At 46.2% G+C, this 21,742-nt stretch carries 18 protein-coding genes; 15 read left to right on the forward strand and 3 right to left on the reverse strand.

Going from position 1 to position 21,742, the window contains the following annotated elements; translation table 11 throughout:
- The first annotated feature begins 36 nt into the window (after positions 1–36).
- The 8 genes from VPR01S_RS00565 to VPR01S_RS23130 all read left to right on the forward strand — a co-directional run bounded on the left by VPR01S_RS00565 (position 37) and on the right by VPR01S_RS23130 (position 9,436).
- Entirely contained in the window at positions 37–1,404 is a 1,368-nt protein-coding gene (locus tag VPR01S_RS00565; protein ID WP_021703334.1) for an O-antigen ligase family protein, read from the forward strand.
- 71 nt (positions 1,405–1,475) lie between these two features.
- Positions 1,476–2,213 (forward strand): acyltransferase, encoded by a 738-nt coding sequence (locus VPR01S_RS00570; protein ID WP_021703335.1) that lies wholly within the window; start codon positions 1,476–1,478, stop codon positions 2,211–2,213.
- Positions 2,206–3,321 (forward strand): glycosyltransferase family protein, encoded by a 1,116-nt coding sequence (locus VPR01S_RS00575; RefSeq protein ID WP_021703336.1) that lies wholly within the window; start codon positions 2,206–2,208, stop codon positions 3,319–3,321. Before VPR01S_RS00570 ends, VPR01S_RS00575 begins: the two co-directional genes overlap by 8 nt.
- A complete protein-coding gene (locus tag VPR01S_RS00580) occupies positions 3,318–4,757 on the forward strand; it encodes a GumC family protein (RefSeq protein WP_021703337.1) in 1,440 nt (479 codons plus the stop codon). The genes VPR01S_RS00575 and VPR01S_RS00580 overlap by 4 nt, the downstream gene beginning before the upstream one ends.
- A 115-nt stretch (positions 4,758–4,872) precedes the next feature.
- Positions 4,873–5,967 carry a glycosyltransferase gene (locus tag VPR01S_RS00585; protein ID WP_021703338.1) on the forward strand — a complete coding sequence of 365 codons (1,095 nt, stop codon included), beginning with the start codon at positions 4,873–4,875 and terminating at the stop codon, positions 5,965–5,967.
- The gene (locus tag VPR01S_RS00590; RefSeq protein WP_021703339.1) at positions 5,964–7,151 is read left to right on the forward strand and encodes a glycosyltransferase family 2 protein; all 1,188 of its coding nucleotides are present in this window, start codon (positions 5,964–5,966) and stop codon (positions 7,149–7,151) included. The genes VPR01S_RS00585 and VPR01S_RS00590 overlap by 4 nt, the downstream gene beginning before the upstream one ends.
- Positions 7,152–7,161: 10 nt before the next feature.
- Positions 7,162–7,803: a sugar transferase gene (locus VPR01S_RS00595; protein WP_021703340.1), complete on the forward strand. Its 642-nt coding sequence runs from the start codon at positions 7,162–7,164 to the stop codon at positions 7,801–7,803.
- 307 nt (positions 7,804–8,110) lie between these two features.
- Positions 8,111–9,436, forward strand: a complete 1,326-nt coding sequence (locus VPR01S_RS23130; protein WP_021703341.1) for a methyl-accepting chemotaxis protein — start codon at positions 8,111–8,113, stop codon at positions 9,434–9,436.
- A gap of 187 nt (positions 9,437–9,623) precedes the next feature.
- Here the strand turns inward: VPR01S_RS23130 and VPR01S_RS00605 are convergent, their stop codons facing one another.
- Complete coding sequence (locus tag VPR01S_RS00605) at positions 9,624–10,625, reverse strand: phosphotransferase (RefSeq protein WP_052035710.1); 1,002 nt, start codon at positions 10,623–10,625, stop codon at positions 9,624–9,626.
- A gap of 185 nt (positions 10,626–10,810) precedes the next feature.
- On the opposite strand from VPR01S_RS00605, the gene VPR01S_RS00610 reads away from it, so the two are divergent.
- Positions 10,811–13,543: a hybrid sensor histidine kinase/response regulator gene (locus VPR01S_RS00610; RefSeq protein ID WP_021703343.1), complete on the forward strand. Its 2,733-nt coding sequence runs from the start codon at positions 10,811–10,813 to the stop codon at positions 13,541–13,543.
- Positions 13,544–14,102: 559 nt separating this feature from the next.
- Positions 14,103–14,480 carry a hypothetical protein gene (locus VPR01S_RS00615; RefSeq protein ID WP_021703344.1) on the forward strand — a complete coding sequence of 126 codons (378 nt, stop codon included), beginning with the start codon at positions 14,103–14,105 and terminating at the stop codon, positions 14,478–14,480.
- Positions 14,481–14,519: 39 nt separating this feature from the next.
- Here VPR01S_RS00615 and VPR01S_RS00620 read toward each other — a convergent pair whose 3' ends face one another.
- Together VPR01S_RS00620 and VPR01S_RS00625 are read right to left on the reverse strand one after the other, a co-directional pair.
- A complete protein-coding gene (locus tag VPR01S_RS00620; protein WP_021703345.1) occupies positions 14,520–15,416 on the reverse strand; it encodes a sigma-70 family RNA polymerase sigma factor in 897 nt (298 codons plus the stop codon).
- Between the two features lie 357 nt (positions 15,417–15,773).
- Positions 15,774–17,762, reverse strand: coding sequence for a sensor domain-containing phosphodiesterase (locus VPR01S_RS00625; protein WP_021703346.1), 1,989 nt, complete (start codon positions 17,760–17,762; stop codon positions 15,774–15,776).
- Between the two features lie 293 nt (positions 17,763–18,055).
- Between VPR01S_RS00625 and VPR01S_RS00630 the strand changes: the two genes are divergently transcribed.
- The 5 genes from VPR01S_RS00630 to VPR01S_RS00650 are packed head-to-tail and all read left to right on the forward strand — an operon-like array spanning position 18,056 to position 21,739.
- Positions 18,056–18,319, forward strand: a complete 264-nt coding sequence (locus VPR01S_RS00630; protein WP_021703348.1) for an STAS domain-containing protein — start codon at positions 18,056–18,058, stop codon at positions 18,317–18,319.
- 35 nt (positions 18,320–18,354) lie between these two features.
- Entirely contained in the window at positions 18,355–18,711 is a 357-nt protein-coding gene (locus tag VPR01S_RS00635) for a response regulator (protein ID WP_021703349.1), read from the forward strand.
- Between the two features lie 13 nt (positions 18,712–18,724).
- Positions 18,725–20,773: a chemotaxis protein CheA gene (locus VPR01S_RS00640; RefSeq protein WP_021703350.1), complete on the forward strand. Its 2,049-nt coding sequence runs from the start codon at positions 18,725–18,727 to the stop codon at positions 20,771–20,773.
- The gene (locus VPR01S_RS00645) at positions 20,761–21,285 is read left to right on the forward strand and encodes a chemotaxis protein CheW (protein WP_021703351.1); all 525 of its coding nucleotides are present in this window, start codon (positions 20,761–20,763) and stop codon (positions 21,283–21,285) included. Before VPR01S_RS00640 ends, VPR01S_RS00645 begins: the two co-directional genes overlap by 13 nt.
- On the forward strand, positions 21,275–21,739 hold the full coding sequence (locus tag VPR01S_RS00650) for a chemotaxis protein CheW (protein WP_021703352.1): 465 nt from the start codon (positions 21,275–21,277) through the stop codon (positions 21,737–21,739). Before VPR01S_RS00645 ends, VPR01S_RS00650 begins: the two co-directional genes overlap by 11 nt.
- Positions 21,740–21,742 lie beyond the last annotated feature (3 nt).

A 21,742-nucleotide genomic window follows, 5' to 3' on the forward strand; every position in this document is an offset into this window, starting at 1 on the left:
ATGCAACGCCACCTCTCTATTGGAGTAATTTTGTTGATGGTTGCTACCATCTTGATGATGGCTGCTGGTTGGTTCTTTTTGCAACACCCAGTCGTGCCCGTCGCGATTGGACTGTTGCCTTTAGCGATTATTTTCGCTTTTCGCTACACCTTTTGGCTGGTCATCTTATTTATTGTGTTCAGTTTCTTCCGCATTCATGAAGCGATTCCCGCGCTCTATTCTCTCAAAATCCCGTTATTGTTATCGCTAGGCTCACTCGGCTCACTGGCCTGGCATTTTGCCATCAGCCGCAAAATCAAACCTCACTGGCACCGACCGTTGACCTGGCTCTGTATTTTCTGGGCACTGTCGATTATTGGCGTACTGTTTTCAACAGAGCCGCAACTGGCTATTCAATACATAAAAAACATTTACTGGAAAATCATGGTGATGACATTAGCGATTGCGTGGTTGATCACCGATACGCGTCAGCTACGCAACGTTTCTTTAGTAGTGGTGGCTGCGGGTATGTTGGTTGCTTGTGTTGCGCTTAGCAACTACATCAATAACATCGGACTCGTGGAAGGCAGCCGGGTTACCATTGGACGAGATATTGGATCTATGCTCGGCGATCCAAACGATTTGTCACTAGTGCTGATGTTTCCGCTCGCCTTTTCCATCAGCTTACTCCTTACCAAAGAGCAACCATGCTTACTGCGCTTTCTGGCTATCATTGCCATTGTGTTGTCTTTTTCCGCGGTTTTTGCGACGCAAAGCCGCGGCGGGTTACTCGGTTCAATGGCCGTTATCGGCATTTTTGCGATGAAATATGTACGATCAAAAATTCTGCTGATTTTGGGTGGGCTCGCATTAGCGATTGTGTTATACGCCGTAGCCGGCATTTCAGGTCGCGCTTCAGGCGGCGCCGCGGAAGCTGGTATCGATGCATCGGCGATGGGACGTCTCTATGCCTGGGAAGCCGCTTTTAACATGGCATTATCTAATCCGTTCACTGGAGTGGGCCTGGATAATTTTTTTGCCAACTATTACTTTTACAGCACTCACTGGGACGGTTTGCCGCATGCGGTTCACAGCACCTGGTTCGGTATTCTAGCCGAGACGGGTTTTCTGGGGTTATTTGTGTTCATTGGATTGCTGGTTTCCCTCTTTCGTCTCATGCGCCAAGTGTTAAGAGAGATGGACAATCGCCCACAGTATTATCCGGTCAATCTGCGCACCGCTGCCAACGCGGTGTATGCTGGCCTGATAGGGACCATCGTATCCGGCACCTTTCTTACTCAAGGTTTTAACTGGCCAATTTACATTCTTTCTGGCTTAGCCATTGCCGTTGTTCACATCACGCATATCTATTCTCAAAATGAGAACCCAGCATCCACCAACTCAAATTCAACTGTAAACATTTGATAAGTAGTAAATAATAACTTGGCATGCTCTGTGATTAAATCTGGTAACAAGGTTTAATTCTGGAGACACGTATGAACGCACTCACCCTCAGTCATGTTAAGGTCTGGCTTAAACATCACCCGAATCCCGGTATTCGCAATGTGTTTTTCATATTGAAAAAACTCAGATCGGAAAACCTACCCACCCCAACTTTTTACAATAACCTTCTGGCTAGCTTGCAAACCTTATTCCTTTCAATCTGGTCGGCATTCACACACACCTTTCTTCACCTGCCCGCTTTTAAAGGGAAAGCAGACAAAGTCGGCAAACGATTATTCCTTTATGGGGGAACGCCACAGGTTCTCGGGCCACTTAAGATTTGTATAGGCGATGACTGTCGAATTTCAGGCCAAACGACTTTTTCTGGTCGTGTTTCTGCCGCTCAGCCACTGCTGGAGATCGGAAACAACGTAGGTATTGCTTGGCGCACCACAATCTCAGTCGGCACACGAGTACGCATAGAAGACAATGTTCGTGTTTCTGCCGGGTGTTTCCTGTTCGGGTATTCAGGCCACCCGCTTGATGCCGCTCGAAGGGCTCGCGGAGAGGCTGACGATCCGCATCAAATCGGTGAGATCGTACTGAGAAAAAACGTATGGATTTGTACCAATGTGATCATTCAATGTGGCATCGAAATTGGCGAAGGCACAGTGGTCGCTGCAGGCAGTGTCGTGACCCATGACCTGCCAGCCAATGTCCTAGCAGCAGGCAATCCGGCAAAAGTCATTCGTCATCTTACAACGTCTGCGGAGGAGGCACATCATGCGTGACCTCATTGTCTTTGGGGAAGATTTTGGCGGGCTGCCATCGAGTACTCAGCATCTGATCACTCGTCTCGCAGACGTGCGCAAGATATTGTGGGTAAACTCCATTGGCCTAAGACAGCCCAAGCTCAACCGCCAAGATGTATACCGTGCTTGGAACAAGCTGTTCGGCGGCGCTGCAGAACAGTATTTACTTCCTGAGAATCACCTACACCCAAACATCACGGTCATCAACCTTCACACAATTCCTGCACCATCGTCTGACGCTGCTCGCTGGTGTGCGAAAACCCTGATGCGGTATCAATTAAACCGGGCCCTACGCACTCTCAAGCTTCATCAACCGATTCTATGGACGTCACTGCCGACGGCTGCTGATTTATGCGGCGAGCTGGGTGAGTCTGCCGTGGTTTATTACTGTGGCGACGATTTTTCTGCGCTAAGTGGTGTGGATCACCAGGTGGTCGCTGAGCATGAAAGGCGTTTAGTCCACAAAGCGAATCTGGTCATCGCCGCCAGTGACACACTTCAAGCACAATTTCCCGCGGAAAAGTCCCGGGTATTGACTCACGGCGTTGATTTGGAGCTTTTTACCCGTCCGGCGCCAAAGGCTCAGGATATGCCCTCAACAGGGAAACCGTCGGCAGGATTTTATGGCAGCCTTGAACACTGGCTCGATTACTCACTTTTGAGTGAGCTATGCGAAAAGCGCGCCGATTGGGATTTTGTGTTTGTCGGCCCTATTCGCACGCCGCATTATCCTCTGCCACAACTTTCCAATGTGCATTACCTGGGGCCCAAACCTTTTCATCTGTTGCCTCAATACAGTCAGCATTGGGACGTGGCTCTGTTGCCATTCCTGCCTAACCAGCAAATTCAGGCATGTAACCCTCTTAAACTGCGTGAGTATCTCGCCACAGGTACTCGGGTGATCAGCACCCCATTTCCTGCATTAGACCCCTATCGTCACTACGTCAACGTTGCCCGAAATGCTGACGAGTTTTCAAACTGTATGGATCTCGAAACGACGACAAAGCCCATACCGAAAAAACTACTACAAGGTGAGAGTTGGAATCAGCGCAGTGAACAACTGAACAATTGGCTGGAGGCGTTATGAATGAGCTGAAATACCGCATTATCATCATATTATCGGCCGCCTGGCGACGCCGCTACGTTATTTGTCTCCCCGCTCTCATCATGCCGATACTAGGCGGACTGATTGGCGCGATGATTCCGGATACATATCGCTCTCACACCAGTATGCTGATTCAGGAAACCGCCAAAATGAATCCGTTTTTGGAAGACTTAGCGGTATCCACTCAACTGACAGACCGAATCAACGCACTCAGTACCTTGCTCAAAAGCCGTCATGTGCTTAAATCCGTCGCTTTGGAGCTGAATCTGGCGGACGAAGCAACACCGCACGCCGAGATAGAACGCATCATTGCTAAAATTTCTACCAGTTTGTCAGTACGCCAGCTAGGTAAAGACTTCATTCAAATTCAGCTCGTCGGTCGTCATCCTGAGGGCATGAAAGCCTTGTTGGAGTCCGTCAGTGAACATTTCATTGATCAGCTACTGGCACCGGAACGTTCGTCAATTCAGGATTCCAGCGAGTTTCTGACCATCCATATTGAAAAACGTCTCAAAGAACTCAATCAAGCCGAGCAAGCATTGGCTGAGTTTAAAAATCGTTATTCCGATTCAACTCCGGAAATGCAGAATCAAAATCTTGCCCGTCTCGCGGCTTTAAAGCAAAGTTTGGCAGAAAAAGAAGCCGAACTCGCCGGGGTGGAAAAAAGCCTCGGTAGTTTGAATCAGCAATTATCCAAAACCAACCCGGTCATCGGGCGAATCGAAGACAAAATCATCGAAATCCGCAGCGAACTGACGCTGCTGCGTGCGAAGTACACAGACAATCACAGCGCTGTTCAGGCCAAAAAACGAGAACTGGCTAGACTGGAAGATGAACGAGCGACCTTGATCTCCGCTGAGCAGCATTACCTCAATAGTGATCAGCTCTGGGACATAGCCAGCAGCAGTGTGCTCACAAAGAAAGACGATTATCAGCCGCTGTTGGTCGCGCAACTGGGCAGCTTACAAATCAAACGTGGACGCTACGAATCTTTAAAAGAAGAAACACGCAGTCTGGCAGGCATGATCAGCGATTTGGAAAAACGAGTGAATAACTTCGGTGATGTTGCACGCGATCTGTCGTATCTCCAAAGGGACACGCAGATAAAACGGGAACTGTACGATCAGTTGTTAGAGCGTTATGAAATGGCGCAGTTAACGGGCTCACTGGGGATGTTCGAAGAGAACAAACGAGTAAAGATCATCGATCTACCCTACACGCCTTCTGGCTCATCAAATTTTCCTCTTATCGTCTATTTGGTTGCTGGATTGTTTGCGGGCATTGCACTGGGCATCAGCCTTGCGACGGTCACGGAACTGTTTGATACCAGCGTTCGCCGAAAGGAAGAGATCGTGTCACTGACCGGATACCCGGTGATCACTACAATTCCTAAAGTGTCACCGATACAATCACATTGAGATGCAAATTAAAAAAAGCACACAGAACACACATAAACCATTGAATCTTATTAAAATAAAAGCTGGCACTTTACCTGCAATACGTAATAAAACAACAACGTAAGGGAAGCAGATAATGCTAACTCCACTCAAGAAAACGGTTATTCATGTTGTTCAGTATTTAGCGCCCGGTGGCATTGAAGCCATGGCTCTGGACTTTCTGAGTTTCGCCGCGCCGTCGGAACATGTGTTGATTGTCAGTCTGGAAGGCGACAAGAATACAGCTCTTCGCAACTGGCCTAAACTCGCCCCTTTTGCCGACCAGCTGATTTTTCTCGGTAAACCGCCAGGTGTTCACTTTGCGCTCATTCGCCGCATTGCAAAGTTATTGAAGTTGTTGCGTGCTAATGTTGTTCATACTCATCATATTGGTCCATTGCTGTATGCAGGTATCGCTGCCCGGTTAGCTAGAGTACCACACCGCATTCATACTGAGCACGACGCCTGGCATCTTGAGAGTCCGCGACGGTTTTTATTACAAAAATGGATTTTGGAGATGGTGAAACCTTGCATGGTGGCCGATGCTGATCTCATTGACGCCGACCTGAGGCAACGCTTTCCGAGAAGTGACATTGTCACCATAAAGAATGGTGTCGACTGCAACAAATTCAAACCCGGTAGCCAGTCTCTCGCCCGTGAATACATGAAACTCCCTAAAGAGGTTTGCCTGATCGGTTGTGCAGGCAGATTAGAAGCGGTGAAAGGTCAAGATATCCTGATCAAAGCTCTGACTTACCTACCTCCTGAAATCCACCTTGTCTTTGCTGGAAGTGGCAGCGAGTTGGCGAGATTGCAACGACTCGCCCGCCACTGTCAAGTTCACGATCAAGTGATTTTTCTGGGCTTGGTTAACTCAATGCCTCGCTTTTATCAATCTTTGGATCTCTATTGCATGCCCTCTCGACAAGAAGGACTTCCTCTCGCCCCTCTTGAGGCTCAGGCATGCAATATCCCTGTTATCGCGAGCGATGTGGGAGCCACCAGAGAAACGCTTTGTCCCGATTCTGGAACCCTGATTCACAGTGAATCGCCTTTAGAGCTGGCCGCAGCCATCCTCTATCGCATCATGTTGGCAGAACGCGCTACTCCTAGAGCTTTTGTTGTCAAACATCACGACGTACGCCAGATGATTTCTGCTTATGCTCAGCTTAGCAAAGAGGACATCGCATGAACGACTTACTTTTAATGCTCATTTGCGTGTGTAGCGGTGTCCTGATTGTCTATCATCACGTCGGTTATCCCATTTTGCTGTCCTGGTATTTTGCGCGTCACCCACAGCAACAGCCTGTCGATGTAATACGGGGTTATCGTTGCAGCAAGAAAGATCGCAAACGCGCATCTGTGACCATCTTGGTTCCAGCGTATAATGAAGAGCGTTGGATCGCTGACAAAATTCGTAATCTTGCCACCTTGGATTATCCGCGTGACAAACTCACTGTCTACATCGCCTGTGACGGATGTACAGACCGCACCGTCGCGATTGCTCAGGACACCATTCAAGAAGGGATCTGCGACGAAACCCATTTCGAAATACTTGATTTCAATAAAAATCGCGGCAAAGTCGCAGTGATCAATGATGTCATGTCGCGTATTCAGTCCGACATTACCGCACTCAGTGATGTATCGGCACTGATTTCGGTAGATGCGTTGCTGGTCGCAGAGCAACACTTTAAAAAACCGGCTGTCGGCGTAGTAGACAGCTACTATCGATTGTTGCAAAGCGAGTCAACCGCTGAAGAAGCCTACTGGTATTACCAACATCACGTGCGTAAAAAAGAAGCATCTCTGGGCTCTGCGCTGGGTGCGCACGGCGCTTTTTATCTGTTTCGGACGCATCTTTTTGAGCCATTACAAGCAAGCACTATCAACGATGATTTTATTCTCCCAATGAACATCGTACGCAAAGGTTATCGTACTCACTATGCAGACGATGTTATGTCATTAGAAATGGAAACGACCGATCAAAGCGCGGACTTTCGTCGACGCCTGAGAATTTCAGCAGGGAATATGCAACAGCTCATTCAGCTCAGAAGCCTGTTTTTACCTCGTTACAAAGGTGTTGCATTCGCGTTTCTGTCTGGCAAGGGCCTGCGACTTTTAACACCCTACTTGATGCTGCTGTGCATCGCGACATCTGCATTGCTTCACGATTACACGCTATTCCGAACTCTGTTTTTTACTCAATTGCTGCTGTTTGCTATTGCGGCAGCAGGCAGTCTTATACCCCGATTAAAAAATTGGAAGCCCATTAATCTCATTACTTACCTGATCGCCGGTCATCTGGCCAACCTGTTGGGAGGTCTGAAATACCTGGTTGGCCTTGAATCCGGCCGCTGGACTCGGGTTAATCGTTAAGGAGAACATCATGATCATTCGCAAATCCAATCTCTTGTGCGTGCATTGCGCAAAAAGAAGCTTCGATCTTCTCGCATCGCTCACAGCATTAATCTTGTTAATGCCAGTGATGTTGGTGGTCGCCGCCGCGATCAAGCTCGACTCTCCAGGTCCGGTGTTCTACCGCCAAACTCGTGTCGGAAAATCGATGCCAGACAAAATGGTACTATTCGACATCATTAAATTCCGCACCATGTATCAGGACGCAGAGCAACGCTCTGGCGCTGTCTGGGCCTCCGAGAATGACCCACGCATTACCAGTAGTGGTCGATTCCTGCGCAAAACCCGTTTGGACGAAATTCCGCAACTACTCAATGTGTTGGGAGGAAAAATGTCGTTAATTGGACCGCGTCCAGAACGCCCTTGCTTTTACGGAAAACTGGAACATTCCATTCCCTACTTTACCGACCGAACTTATGGCGTGATGCCAGGGATTACCGGACTCGCTCAGATTAACCAAGGATATGATACCTGCATCGATGATGTACGTAGAAAGGTAGGTTATGACCACAGCTACGCATTGTCTCTCACTTCCCTAAAAAGCTGGCTTGCAATGGATGGAATGATCATCGCACAAACGTTGAAGGTGATGTTTGATGGGCGCGGACGCTGACATTTTCCATTCGGCCGTGTCGTCCCTCGTCAGCACTCCTTTACGACGATACGGCCGCTTTTTCCTCTTGGGTGATCCCGGTGAGACGAAAACACGTAGACATCGAGTTTACATCTTGAAACACATCTATCGCTATGAATTTGTCTGTTAATACACCTATTGAGTCTATTCTCAAAAATAAATCTGGTGTAGCACATTTTAAACCCCGACAATGCGGAACAAAGATTATAAATACACACAGTTAGGCCAATAATTACAAATTTTCGTCAGTTTTTTTGTACTGTCTATCCTGATTTAGGAACTTGTCATGCCAATACTTCAGTCTCTGAGCCGTTTATTCACCAAAGATACCCAAGCGACAGAACAGCAGGCGCAAACAGCGCTTGCTGTGAACACTTTGAATGCACTTCAGCACAACATGGCGACCATCGAGTTCACACCTGATGGCGATATTATTACCGCCAGTGATCTCTTTCTCACCACGGTCGGTTACACGCTCGACGAGATACGAGGGCAAAATCACCGGATTTTCTGTCCGGAGGCACTCCTTCGCTCAGCCGAGTATCAAAGCTTCTGGCGTGAACTGGCTAGCGGTGGCAGCTATACCGGCACTGTGGAACGCGTGACGAAAACGGGTCAGGAGCTTTGGTTGGAAGCGAGCTACTTCCCTGTAGTTGATGAATCAGGAAAAGTTTGCCGAGTCATGAAAGTCGCCTCCGACGTGACTTCAAGTAAGCATGAATCCGATCGTCAAACGGCCATTATGAACGCGCTGAATCAATCTTTGGCGATGATTGAATTTGAACCTGATGGCACTATCGTCAGCGCCAACGATAACTTCCTCGCTACAGTGAACTACACCCAGTATGAGATTGCGGGCAAGCACCACCACATTTTTTGTGAAGAATCTTTTTACCAGGAGCAACCTCAGTTCTGGCAGGATCTTGGGCGAGGAGTCTTCAAGTCAGGCCTGTTTGGCCGTATCAACAAGTACGGTGAAAAAATTTGGTTGGAAGCCAGTTATAACCCAATCAAGAACCACCATGGACAAGTTGAACGCGTGATTAAATTTGCCAGCAATATCACTGAACGCGTCAATCATCAGATTGCTGTGCGAGAAGCAGCAGAAGTGGCGTATTCGACGTCGCAACAAACGGTATCCAGCTCTGAGCGTGGAGCCAATGTCTTGGCCGATATAACGTCAGCGTCACACAACATGGGGCAACAGATCGACGAAGCAAACGACATCATGAGCGGCTTAGATCAACAGTCTCAGGAAATTGATCAGATAGTATCAACCATCAGCCAGATCGCTGAACGCACGAATTTGCTGGCCTTAAATGCCGCGATTGAAGCCGCTCGAGCTGGTGAACAAGGACGCGGGTTTGCTGTCGTGGCCGATGAAGTCCGTAAGCTTGCCTCCAGCACAACTGCATCAACGGAAGAGATTGAAACCATTGTGAAGAAAAATACCCAACTGACAGGTTCAGCGCTGGCAACCATGAAGGCACTTCAGCACATGGTCGAGACCTGTAATCAACAGATTTCGGAAGCCGAACGAGTTATCAGTGAAATCAACCAAGGCGCGAGCAACGTTTCGGAAACGGTTGGCGTACTGGTCAATACCCGATAATGAAAGTGTGGGACACGGACGTCTCCATTTTAATTCGTACGGTCTGTGAGTAGCATTCTTAAAGATTCTTTGAAAGGAGAACGCTGCTCCAGCAGTATCTGGTCGTTTTTGATCAGCAAGAACGAAACATACTCAAAAATCTTGTCCATACTGACTCCTTTCATCTCGACACTTATTCCTCTTCAAGTTAAACATGATTCGCAACATCATTCCTTAAACCTGTATGCTCCAACATCGCTCGCCAGCGTTGCATGAAAGGGACGAACTCTCGATGAGGGATAAATTTTTTTGCCGCTGTATTGCCGTGAAGATAGACGGCTTCCAAAGCCCACACATGATGATCGGCATAGATGCCCCACGCTTTCGCCCCATCATCCAGCGTCTCGTTCGTTAGCGGAGACCACTTGATGTAACCACGGACGAACTCCGCACAATGTCCGGCGTCTAACTGGAACATGTACATACACGCACGAGCGATCTCATAGCCTACTGGCATGCAACACACCAGATCCCAGTCAATCACGGCGCTGACTTCTCGGTTTGCATCAAAAAATATATTGTATTGATGATAATCGCCATGAATAAGCTGCGGTTTGGACACAGGTTGATAGTGGTGGATGCTGCAATCACTGGCCAAAAACTGTTGCTGCTGTTTAGCGCGAATCAAAGCCCAACGTTCTGTATCGGTAGGATTTGCCTGTGACTGCAGTCTGTCGATAATAACTTGCAGTCGAGCGACCCAGCTTGACTGACTCCAACGCAATGGAATGGCAGGGAAACCGTCTTGCCGGTAACCGACCAGCCCCAGATGCAGCCGGGCTAATGCTTCGCCAGCCGCCCTCGCGTGAGACAAACTTAATTGGCTTACAATCTCACCTCGTGCCTCAGGATACAGTGCAAAAAAACTGCCTATCTCCTCAACCCAGGTCCGATTATCCGTTGTACATAGTGGTAAAACGACAGGTAACGCCTGCTCACTCAGATTCGCCACCAGAGCATGTTCACGAATGATCTTTTGCGGTTCGCCGGTTTTAAATCGCCTCAGATAGAACGTTTCTGGCTCAGAGAGCCGATAGATCTGATTGGTTGCACCAGTCGTAACGGGCTCAATGCGTTGGCAACTTTCAGAACTCGGCCAATATCGTGTTATGCGTTTCAATGTGTCAAAGGGCAAAACAACATCGCTCACAGTAAATGCCATCCTTTGCATACTATTTCGCCAATATTATCACTCACCACTTAGCCCGTCAGTCGCCGCTTGGTAATCTCTACACAAAAACTTACCAATAATCTTTATCTTACCCACTAGGTTTTCTTGTATGTGCATTCAAATTTACTAAGTTACCAATAAGCCTTGATAAAAAACGAGACGTTATGCTTTCCCTCAACCACTTTAAAATGAAAAATAAAGTGATGATTCTGGCTGTAGTCCCGCTGGTTACCATCGTCTATCTGGCATATCTAAAAATTGGCGAGCTCTCTTTTCAACTGAAGAATATTGATATTCTTTCGCACGATATCCAGTTTATCCAACTGCTTTCCACTAACCACCGCGAGTCTCACATCGCGCGCATTCACCCAGACAAAATCGCGGATCAGGCCGCCAAACAGCAACAGCGGTTCAATCGTATGCATGAGCTTGTTCCTCTTGCGTTTCCTCAACAGGACGCAGGTTTTATCAATAACCTGTTGTTAGACATGTCAGAAACTCAATCCGATTTGTTTCAGACCAAGAGCATGAAAGAGAGCGACGAGTTATCCACTTGGTTGGCAGAACTCCACTCGCAAATGTTGTTGCACCTGGAAAAAGTCGATATTCACACAGGGATTCCGACGATTGAAGGACATTTAAAAGCGCTGTATCAACTTGAATGGTTAATGCTTTGGGCTGCTGAAGAAAACTGGTTTTTCCATCGCGAATCTCGTCAAAACGACAGTTGGGCCACAGAGCAGGTTCACCATGACAACCATGAGAGAATTCAGAACTACTTCGATTTTCAGAAACTTTATATTGAGCGCTTTTTGGTGATTAACGCTGATAAAAGCCATGTTCAGATGCTGTTGAACACGTTTTCGCATCCGGCATTCTCATCCAGTGCCCGGTTTCGTGATCAACTGCTGAACAACGATGAGGCGCCTCATATGTCGGAGCAAGCGATCAGAGATGGGCTTAAAAGTCTGGATCAGCGCTTATCATTGCTTAATAGCGTCGCAAGACAAATTGAAATCGGCCTGACTCGGGAACTCAACAGCAAAGTGGCGGATTTCAAAACCAAACGTCTCGCTTTTATCACGCTGGTTTCTTTACTGGCCGTATTCATCTTTACCATCAGTCTCAACCTAGCCCACCGCGTTGCGGGTTATCTGCCAGAAATTCTTAATTTTCTCAAAGACGCCGACACCAATACGTCGCAATCAACTGTGATGGTAAAAGGCAATGATGAACTTGCAGAATTTGCTAAAAAGATTAACACACTGACTAAAGAACGACGGGAAAATCAGCGTCATCTGATTGAATCGCGCGACTTTGCCCGCCAACAGGCAGAGAAAGCAGAACGAGCGAATCGGGCAAAAAGCAGCTTTCTTGCCAATATGTCGCATGAGATTCGTACACCACTAAATGGCATCATAGGTATCTCCGAGATACTGTCCGAAACCAAGCTGTATGCCAGCCAACGGGAATACCTAAGCACCATTGAGACCTCTTCTCAGCATTTATTGAGGCTCATCAACGATATTTTGGATCTCTCTAAAATTGAATCCGGTGAACTGCGCTTGTCGCTCCACTCAACCAACATTCGCGAACTCATTTTTGATACAGCAGACATGATCACCAGCCGCATCTCCGATAAAGGATTGGTACTGGACATCAGTATCGACCGCGATGTTCCCGTTTCATTGCTCGTGGACGAGTATCGTCTGGGGCAAGTGTTGCTCAATCTGCTATCAAATGCCGTCAAATTTACTGAAAAAGGTACCATTAAAATTAAAGTCACGTGTCTCTCTAAAGAAAACCAACGTGCGATGCTACGTTTTGAAGTTATCGACACAGGGATCGGGATCGCGAAAGACAAACAAAAGGTTATTTTTCGCCCCTTTGCTCAGGAAGATGCTTCCACCACCCGACAATTTGGCGGTACAGGGTTGGGGTTAGCGATTAGCAACAAAATTGTAAACCTAATGAACAGCGAGATTCGCCTCGATTCAGACAAAGGATTGGGCTGTCGCTTCTTTTTTGACGCCAAACTCGAATTTGAAACGGACACCGTTAATGTCGTTGATGATATCCCGCCTTTTTACCTGATTCACAATAACCTCAGTTGGCATCAACACATATTGGATGAGATCGCCTATTTCGGGCTCAACGTCCAAGCCATGTACAACGATGTCTCGGCGTTTATACAAGATGAACATCGCTTAAACTTGACCGTGGTGTATTTGGAATCGGAACCCAAACAGTCACTTGAGCACATCAACACCATCAGTGACGTGACACAGTCCAACATTACGGTAATTCGCCTTGGTTATAGCGGCAATCGTGACTACGGCGGTAAGGTTCATGGGCTGGTGACTTACCCTCTACTCGGAAGAAGGCTATTAAAAGCACTTCGTCCGTCAATCAACGTCGAAAATGGGGCGCTCGGTCAAGTCACGCCTATCTGGGAGGCGAAAAAAGAACGGCTAGCTGAACCGTCTACAACGCCTCCTTTGGTAAACGTCAGTAACTTAAGCACTCAGCCGCAAGTGTTGGTAGTTGAGGATAATCGAGTTAACCAACTGGTTGCCACCACGTTATTGCAGAAGTCGCATTTAACTTACGACGTTGCCAACAACGGCCAGGAAGCCGTAGATCTCATAAATCAGGGTAAACGGTACAAAGCCATTCTTATGGACTGCATGATGCCGGTGAAGGACGGTTTTGAAGCGACCAGAGACATCCGTGATTATGAGAGCAAAAACAACCTGAGTCACACCCCCATCATTGCGCTGACCGCGTCGGTTATTGATGATGACATTCGTAGATGTTTTGATGTTGGCATGAACGACTATGTGCCTAAACCATTCCACAAAGACACCTTGTTAGAAAAAATAAAGTCATTCGTCTAAACAACTGACTTGGCGTCTATCAGGCTTTTCGTATCTTATTTCCTCAGAAACGGAAAGCATGAAGCAAAAACTCGCCGTTTAATTTAGTAAGTGTTCTCTGTTATTGACGCTGGTGACTAACCAATATTTACTTACAAAAACCTCGGTATCAAACATCGCAAGCTTAATAAGCAATGGGTTGGCTATCACATCTTTCCTGTTTTGCCTGCCAAACCACACGTAATCTTCAATATCGCATGTGACTCATTAGCGCGCCTCAACAGTCGGCTATTAGTATACAAGTCACTGAAACTATTTCTATTAATAACATTAAGTTAGTATTAAACTAGCGTTCGAAGAAACACAAAAAAGGCTTATCGTTCCGATTAAAAAAACCTATGGATATTTAAAAAATTTAAACCAGCTTAAAAATAGGCTCGTAAGCCTATATAAACGAACTGATTACGTGTTTAAAAGTTTCAGTCTCACATTTAATACAGTTTATTTATATTCCAGAATTTATACTGATATTAAGAATTATAAATCTAGTACTTAAGTTGAGTGACTGGTGGAGGTAAAAGTGTATAAATTCGTCAATGATAAGTTAGATGAAACGTACTGTACGCCAGTACCATCCGGTCACAATTTTCGCGTGTTTGACGTCCCGGACGAAGAGTTAGAAATGCGCGATATTCTAAACTGTTGGTATGAAGAAGGATTCTATCCCCTTCAACAGCTTCAAAAAATCGATATTGAAGCAAAAGATGAGTATCTTGACATTCAAAAACAACTGCTCGACCACCATGACAACACGATAATGCTGGTGTTGAGAAGCCAGGTCTACCAAGCCGCTTTGAAACGTATCTTGTCTAACTGGCCTGCCAGAAGCCCTGCGAAAAACCATCTGGAATTCTTACTGGATCAAGCCTTAGCATTGCAGGCTTATGGGCGACATTGATGCACCAAAGCCCCATAAGGGGCTTTGATTAGTCACAAATCAATCCATCCAACCATCAAAACTGAGTTTGTTGCGCAGCTTTCTTATTGCTTCAGCCTGGAGTTGTCGCACCCGCTCTTTTGACAGACCGAACTCATTACCCAGCCAGTCCAAAGTTTTGACTTCCTGACCAAACAAACCGTAACGATGGATCACGATAGTACGGTGTTTATCGGGTAAGCTGTCGACGTGCTTTTCTAAGCCAGACATCAGTGCCGTTTGTTGGCACGTATTATGTGGTTCTGCCGTCACTTCATCTTGATATTGTTCGAGGGTAAATGCGGGAGAATCAAAGGTTGAAACACTCGCGCTCGATTCAATAAAACCACTCAGGTCGATCAGTTCGCTCACTTGCTCGACTGAGCGATTGGTTTTCTGTGCCAGTTCGGTGACCGAGGGATCACGGCGAAGCTCGAGTCCCACTTCTTTTGCATCACGAGAGAGTTTAAATATCTCTTTTTGCACGTGAATAGGCAGACGGACCGTTCTTGAGTTGTTCATCAGAGATGATTCAATACTTTCTCGAATCCACCAAACTGCGTAAGTCGAAAAGCGGTAACCCAGTTCAGGATCAAACTTGTCGATAGCTTTCATCAAGCCAATGTTGCCTTCTTCAATCAGATCCAGCAATCCATGGCTGTGGTTTCCTCGGCGGGTATATTTACGAGCAATTTTGACAACCAGTCGCAAGTTCGACTCGATGAGAACATCTCTGGCTGAGCGCTCACCTTGTCTGGCCAGTCTTGCGTAGTGCACCTCTTGCTCTGGGGAAAGCAGATCGACACCAACGATATCGTTGATGTATTTAGCGTAAGGATCTTGTGGAGATTCAACTTCATGAGCAACCCCAGTGAGCGTCTCCGCCCCTGGTTTGTTCAAAGCACGTCCATTGTACATAATCAACTCCAGTCCAACTAAACATTGTTGTCGCAAATCCCTCTTCCTTTCAGGCTTTGCAATCTAATCGTAATTAGTACTTTCGTTGAGTGAATATGAAATAATCATCACTTCAACTCAATGTGTAGTTTAGAACCAAGGAATTAACTGTGCAAACCCATAAAATTATATTTTTGGTCTAATAGCTCTTCTAATTATAAGTACTTACATCAGTATTTTTATCAACACAAACCAATTTCCCTTATTTTACGGGCAGTTATACTGCCATGGAGTTAATTAGTCGAATAAAATTAAATCTACCTCACTCAGGAGCAGACAAAAATTTCGTTAAAAAAAATTTAAAATACAACGAAAGTCCTAGTCAGCACGATGAATCAAGAGTTCATTGACATCGTTAACAGCGATTAGCGATTCCTTTCCGACTGGACGACAAAAGTAGAACCCCTGTACATAATCAACATCAATCGTGCGCAACAGGTCTAATTCTTCTTTACTCTCAACACCTTCTGCGACAACTTTAATACCCAACGCATGCGATAATTCAGTCAGCATTTTTACGGCATAGAATTTCTGCTTGATCAGATGCAGCTCAGAAATAAACTTACGATCAATTTTCAATACATCAAAAGAAAAGTCATTAAAGTAGGCAAAGGAGGAACTGCCAGTACCAAAATCGTCCACCGCTATATGAATGCCTGATCGGCGGATCGTATTAATCAATTCCGAATTCCCCAAAGAACCGTCAAAATAAGCACTCTCGGTAATCTCGATCGTAACTGGCATGCCCTTTTCTCGTTTTAGCTCGATGAGCCGATGTAAATCTGCCAGATAATTTAGGCCATGTTCCTGATCTGCCAGAGAACAATTCACGCTTAATTCAATCGGTTCTGTGCTTTTTAAGTAGAACTCCGAGAACTCCTTGACTGCTTTTTCAGTAATGATCTTGTCCAGTGTATGAACCAAACCTAACTCTTCCGCAGTTCGAATCAGCTCCTGAATGCTGTAGTCCCCTTTCATCTCTTCGAATCGACACAGCGCTTCTACTTTATCAATCCGGCCCGTTTTCAGGTTCACAATGGGTTGATAATGCACTTTCAAACTACGAGCCCGAATCGCTTCAATAACCGTTTGTTCCAGGTTCCTGACATATATTGCTCGCCGGTAAAGTTGCTCATCGTAAAAATTTACGTTAGTCACACGCCGATCATGTGTCACCATTGCTTTTTCAGCATGCGAAATGATTTTCTCTATTGGCGTTTCATCCAGGCCAAAAATATCCACACCAAAATGACCATTGCGCACATCACGATAAACACTGTCGTCAATACATCGCTTTAGCGCTCGTTTGAAAGTGCGTATTGAACGTGATAACCCACTCGCTTCCTTCAAATTATTGAGATGAACGTCGAATAAAAGATAAAACACCCCACCTGGCGCATATCCCAACAGCAAATCTTGTGGGATGTTTTTTAAGCCAATCGCCAAACGACTCGACATCATTTCTCGCGACATTTGACTGAAATCGGGTCGGATACATAAACAGACATAGTATTGATTGTCTAATACATACTCACTTGCTAGACGTCTGAATTCGTGTTCATCCGGGATGGCGATATCTTGCATGGTAAAGTCTGGTTCAACATTGCCAAGCTCATTGTGTATACCTTCCAAGTTAAAGAAACGCACAATTAATACCGAATGGATACTGCTCATAGAAACGCGCTTAACATCAAGTTCCTGCATCATAAACTCGCCTTGGCGAGTCTGATTCTCGATGCGCCCCACCCATCGATCCGAGTGTTTGAGGGCGGCTTTCAGACGTTGCAAAAATACCTCGTTTGCCATCCCTGAGCTGCTGTCCGTCAGAGGTTTACCGATACATTGAGAAGCACTCAGTCCAAAACAGTTCAAAAAGGTTTGGTTAACAAACAACACATCGAAATCTTCATCAACAATGACCACCGACTTTCGGTCATCATCCAGAATGCTGTCTATTGATCGGTAGGTGTGCATCATTTTGGGCAGTTCGGAGATGACTTCTAAATTGCCAGAAATAACGTCGTCAGCGACTTTCGACCCCGAAACTCGTATCACCTTTGATAGCAGACCTTTGGTGCTGTAAAGAATACTTGTGACATACATTTTGTCCTGAGCGATACAGATTTTAAGAAAGTCATAAAAACTACGCCGCGTACGTTTTGACATAGGTTTTAAAACGTCACGCAACGCACCGCTTTTGATCAGCGTCCGTTCGTGCAAAGCATCGTGAACGAGGACCTGTTTACTCTCTAAATCGACGGACCACAATGCTTGTGTTGAATTCGGGTACTGACCCATCTGCGCCATGCTGTACCTACCCTAGCCTTATTCTTCGGTATGCAACAAGCAAGTTAGGAAAACACGGTGTATTTTCAACGATTAATTTTATCGATAGGCAAAAGATGCGAGGTATATGGACACGTTTTATACCAAAGTATTGGTTTCTGTTCTGTAAACATCCAAATAAAGCGTGAGGTTGTGTTTTTTGCAAATACAACACATCAAATTGACGCTATCTATCTCAGTTATCAAGAAAAACATTAATAAAAAAGTTGAAACAAAAAATCGCATCCTATACTGCTAAAAAACAGAGGTGGCCTATGCACTATACCCTTCAAAGCGAAGTAAACATCGCCAATATTGAACAAGTTAAAGCGCAACTCACCACATCGCTGACTCAAGGGGAAGCGGTGGAGTTAGACGCCAGTGAAGTGTGCAAAGTGGATACAGCGGGTATGCAGTTACTGCTCTCGTATGTACTTGGTTTGAAACAACAAGGAACAGAAGTTCATTGGAAAAGCCCATCAGACGAGTTAAGCACAGTCGCTAAATTGCTGGGGTTGGATTCAACTCTCTTCCAGTAAACAGAATTGTTTTTGATTATCAAAAGGAACTCGATATGAAAATTCTTGCTGTGGACGATTCACAATCTATTCGTCAGATGGTCAGCCATACTCTGCAGGATGCAGGTCACGAAGTCACAACAGCGGTTGATGGTGTGGATGCGCTAAGCAAATCAAAACAGGCTAAGTACGACATCATCATTTCAGATATCAATATGCCCAACATGGACGGCTTGGAATTTGTCAAACAAGTCAGAAGCCAGGCTATTCACAAATTTATCCCGATTCTGATGCTAACTACAGAGACCAGTGCAGAGAAAAAGTCTAAGGGCAAACAGGCAGGCGCAACCGGTTGGATCGTCAAACCTTTCAACCCCGAGACGTTGATTAAAACCATTCAACGCGTGGTTTGAGTAAGGTGGTGGTATGGCATTGGACATGGACCAATTACGCGGCATTTTCCAAGAAGAGTGTCGCGACAATCTCCAGCTTATTGAACAAGAGCTACTGGCTTTCGACTGTGAAAGCCCGGATGCAGAAACAATCAACACTATATTTCGCGCCGCCCATTCGATAAAAGGCGGTGCGGGGACTTTTGATTACCACTACATCAGTGACTTCACACATTTGGTAGAAACACTGTTAGATGAAGCTCGCAACGAAAAGCGGCAGCTTGATCGCGGCAGTATTGATCTGCTGCTAAAAGCAAATGATTTCACTGAACAAATGCTTTCGAATTACGAATCAGACACCGAAATTGATCTCTCAAACATGGCCCAGCTGACTCTAGAGCTTCAATCACTGCTGAAAAGTGAGTCGCTGGGCACGCTTGACGGCGACGAAAACCGTGAACTTCAAAAGCAGAACACTGAACTGCAAGAGCACGGTGAATGGGAAATACACTTCGCCCCTCATGAAGATCTGTTTTTTTCCGGTAACGATCCGGCCCGAATTATAAAGGAGCTCACCAGCCTCGCGAGTGAAAGCAACGTCATCTGTCAGATAAATGAAGTCCCTGATTTCGCACAGCTCGAACCTCAGTCTTGTTTCCTTTCCTGGATAATTAAGCTTGACGAGAGCGTAAGCGAATCCGATATAAAAGAAGTGTTCGAGTGGGTCGAAGATGAATGTGATCTCAGTATCAAACGCATTTTGCACGGCCACACACAAGACGAAGAACATATTGAAGTCACCACTACCGAAACACAACAAGTCTCCAAACCTTCTGCTCCGCAGAGCCCGCGCAGTGGTTTTTCGATTCGTGTGGATATCGAAAAAGTCGACCACCTTATTAACCTGGTCGGAGAGCTGGTCATCACCCAGTCAATGATCAACGAACTCTCTCATGACTTTGACATGAGTAAGCTTGAGCCGTTGCAAAGCGGTATCGAACAGCTACTGCAAAATACGCGTGAAATTCAAGACAGCGTACTCAACATACGAATGCTTCCGGTCAGCTTTGCCTTTAACCGCTTCCCGCGTTTGATTCGCGATCTGGCGCCCAAACTCGGCAAAGAGATCCAACTGGATATTGAAGGTGAAAACACCGAGCTGGATAAAACTGTGCTGGAAAAAATTACCGACCCATTGGTGCATCTGATCCGTAATGCCGTCGACCATGGCGTTGAAACGCCCGACGCAAGAAAGCAGAAAGGCAAAAGTCCGCAAGGTCGTGTGGCATTAAAAGCCAGTCATCAGGGCGGCAATGTCGTGATCGAAATTCAGGATGATGGCGCAGGCATTAACCCCTCGGTAATTTTCGACAAAGCAATTAACAAAGGCTTATTACCCCCGCATACCCAACGACACGAAATGAGCGACGACCAGATTTTCCAGCTTATTTTTATGCCCGGTTTTTCCACTGCTGATGTCGTTTCAGATTTGTCTGGTCGCGGGGTTGGTATGGATGTAGTGAAAAAGAACATCGAGTCTCTCGGCGGTGCTATCGCTGTAGAATCTTACATCGATGCCGGAAGCCGTTTCACGATAACACTTCCACTCACACTCTCCATTCTTGATGGTCAGTTGGTCAACGTCTGCGGGCAAATTTACGTGATTCCTTTGATTTCAATTGTGGAATCCATTCAAGTGGAACAAGGAAAAATTAATATCGCAGCCGGCGGCCAGGAACTGTATCAGCTACGGGATCAAAATTTGCCTATTGTCCGGTTACACCATGAATTTGGCCTGAGTTCCAACAAGCGAATCGAAGACGGCTTATTGTGCTTTGTTGAAGCTAATGGACAAAAAGTCGGCCTGTTACTCGATGATTTGCTTGGCCAGCAGCAAGTTGTCATTAAATCTCTCGAATCCAACTTTCGCAAAGTGCATGGCATTTCTGGTGCAACCATACTCGGTGACGGTTCCGTGTCCCTGATTCTGGACATTCAAAGTTTGATTTCAACCAGCATGAAGTCGTCAGTGACAGAGCATGAAGCACCACATGTGATTGAGGGGGTGTCATGCGAGAGCTAACCGATACTCAACAAATAAGCCACAACAGTTCAGACGATACACAGAGCACAACCTATCGCGAATTTCTCGGCTTCTTAATTGGCGAAGAGTTGTATGGCATTAATATTTGCGACATTGAAGAGATTCGAGTCTGGCAGACTCCGACTTTGATTCCGAACAGTGCAGATTTCGTGATGGGCGTTATCAATTTGCGCGGGATGATCGTGCCGATTTTCGATTTGCGAATTCGCTTCCATCGTATCCGGCCTGACTACCAGCCAACCACCGTCATTATCGTCCTCAAAGGCACCAATTCACAGGGTGATACAAAGCATGTGGGCGTCGTGGTGGATGGTGTTGCCGATGTTATTACGTGTATGGCGCACGAGATCACCCCTTTGCAGCGTGTTACATCGCTATCACGGTTTATCGAAGGGATAACTCGTCAGAAAAACGGGCTTGCAACCATACTCAGCACACGTCCACTAATGGACCTGACTGAAGAAAGCGAGGAGGGATTCTGTGATCAATGACAGTAAAGAGTACCTCTCTTTTGTGATTGAGGAGGAAGAGTATGCGATTGATATCTTGGATGTTAGAGAAGTGCGAGGCTGGACTCACATTAGAGCATTGCCTAACTCACCCAGCTACATACTGGGAGTCTTAGAGCTCCGCGGGGAGTACATCCCTATCATCGACCTGCGGCAGAAATTCGGCTTCGAACCCAGTCAAATCTCCGATTTAACGGTGGTGATTTTACTCAAATTCAACAGCAGCAGTTTAGGCATTATCGTCGATGCCGTCGCAGACGTTTATCCACTGACTCAGGAACAAGTGCAACCGCCACCGTTGGGCGGTGAGCACCCCAGATATCGTTACATTAAGGGCATCGCGAATATCAATAACAAACACATCATCTTAGTAAAACTAGAAAAATTTTTTGATCTGCAGGAATTAGATCAAGTCTTGAGCGACAAAATCAGCTAGAGG

This window comes from Vibrio proteolyticus NBRC 13287 (assembly GCF_000467125.1).
Lineage (GTDB): Bacteria > Pseudomonadota > Gammaproteobacteria > Enterobacterales > Vibrionaceae > Vibrio > Vibrio proteolyticus.

Excerpts from the sequence above, each read along its gene's own strand:
- VPR01S_RS00565 (WP_021703334.1), top strand. The coding sequence starts at position 37 with ATGGTTGCTACCATCTTGATGATGGCTGCTGGTTGGTTCTTTTTGCAA.
- VPR01S_RS00570 (WP_021703335.1), top strand. The coding sequence starts at position 1,476 with ATGAACGCACTCACCCTCAGTCATGTTAAGGTCTGGCTTAAACATCAC.
- VPR01S_RS00575 (WP_021703336.1), top strand. The coding sequence starts at position 2,206 with ATGCGTGACCTCATTGTCTTTGGGGAAGATTTTGGCGGGCTGCCATCG.
- VPR01S_RS00580 (WP_021703337.1), top strand. The coding sequence starts at position 3,318 with ATGAATGAGCTGAAATACCGCATTATCATCATATTATCGGCCGCCTGG.
- VPR01S_RS00585 (WP_021703338.1), top strand. The coding sequence starts at position 4,873 with ATGCTAACTCCACTCAAGAAAACGGTTATTCATGTTGTTCAGTATTTA.
- VPR01S_RS00590 (WP_021703339.1), top strand. The coding sequence starts at position 5,964 with ATGAACGACTTACTTTTAATGCTCATTTGCGTGTGTAGCGGTGTCCTG.
- VPR01S_RS00595 (WP_021703340.1), top strand. The coding sequence starts at position 7,162 with ATGATCATTCGCAAATCCAATCTCTTGTGCGTGCATTGCGCAAAAAGA.
- VPR01S_RS23130 (WP_021703341.1), top strand. The coding sequence starts at position 8,111 with ATGCCAATACTTCAGTCTCTGAGCCGTTTATTCACCAAAGATACCCAA.
- VPR01S_RS00610 (WP_021703343.1), top strand. The coding sequence starts at position 10,811 with ATGCTTTCCCTCAACCACTTTAAAATGAAAAATAAAGTGATGATTCTG.
- VPR01S_RS00620 (WP_021703345.1), bottom strand. The coding sequence starts at position 15,416 with ATGTACAATGGACGTGCTTTGAACAAACCAGGGGCGGAGACGCTCACT.
- VPR01S_RS00625 (WP_021703346.1), bottom strand. The coding sequence starts at position 17,762 with ATGGCGCAGATGGGTCAGTACCCGAATTCAACACAAGCATTGTGGTCC.
- VPR01S_RS00630 (WP_021703348.1), top strand. The coding sequence starts at position 18,056 with ATGCACTATACCCTTCAAAGCGAAGTAAACATCGCCAATATTGAACAA.
- VPR01S_RS00635 (WP_021703349.1), top strand. The coding sequence starts at position 18,355 with ATGAAAATTCTTGCTGTGGACGATTCACAATCTATTCGTCAGATGGTC.
- VPR01S_RS00640 (WP_021703350.1), top strand. The coding sequence starts at position 18,725 with ATGGCATTGGACATGGACCAATTACGCGGCATTTTCCAAGAAGAGTGT.
- VPR01S_RS00645 (WP_021703351.1), top strand. The coding sequence starts at position 20,761 with ATGCGAGAGCTAACCGATACTCAACAAATAAGCCACAACAGTTCAGAC.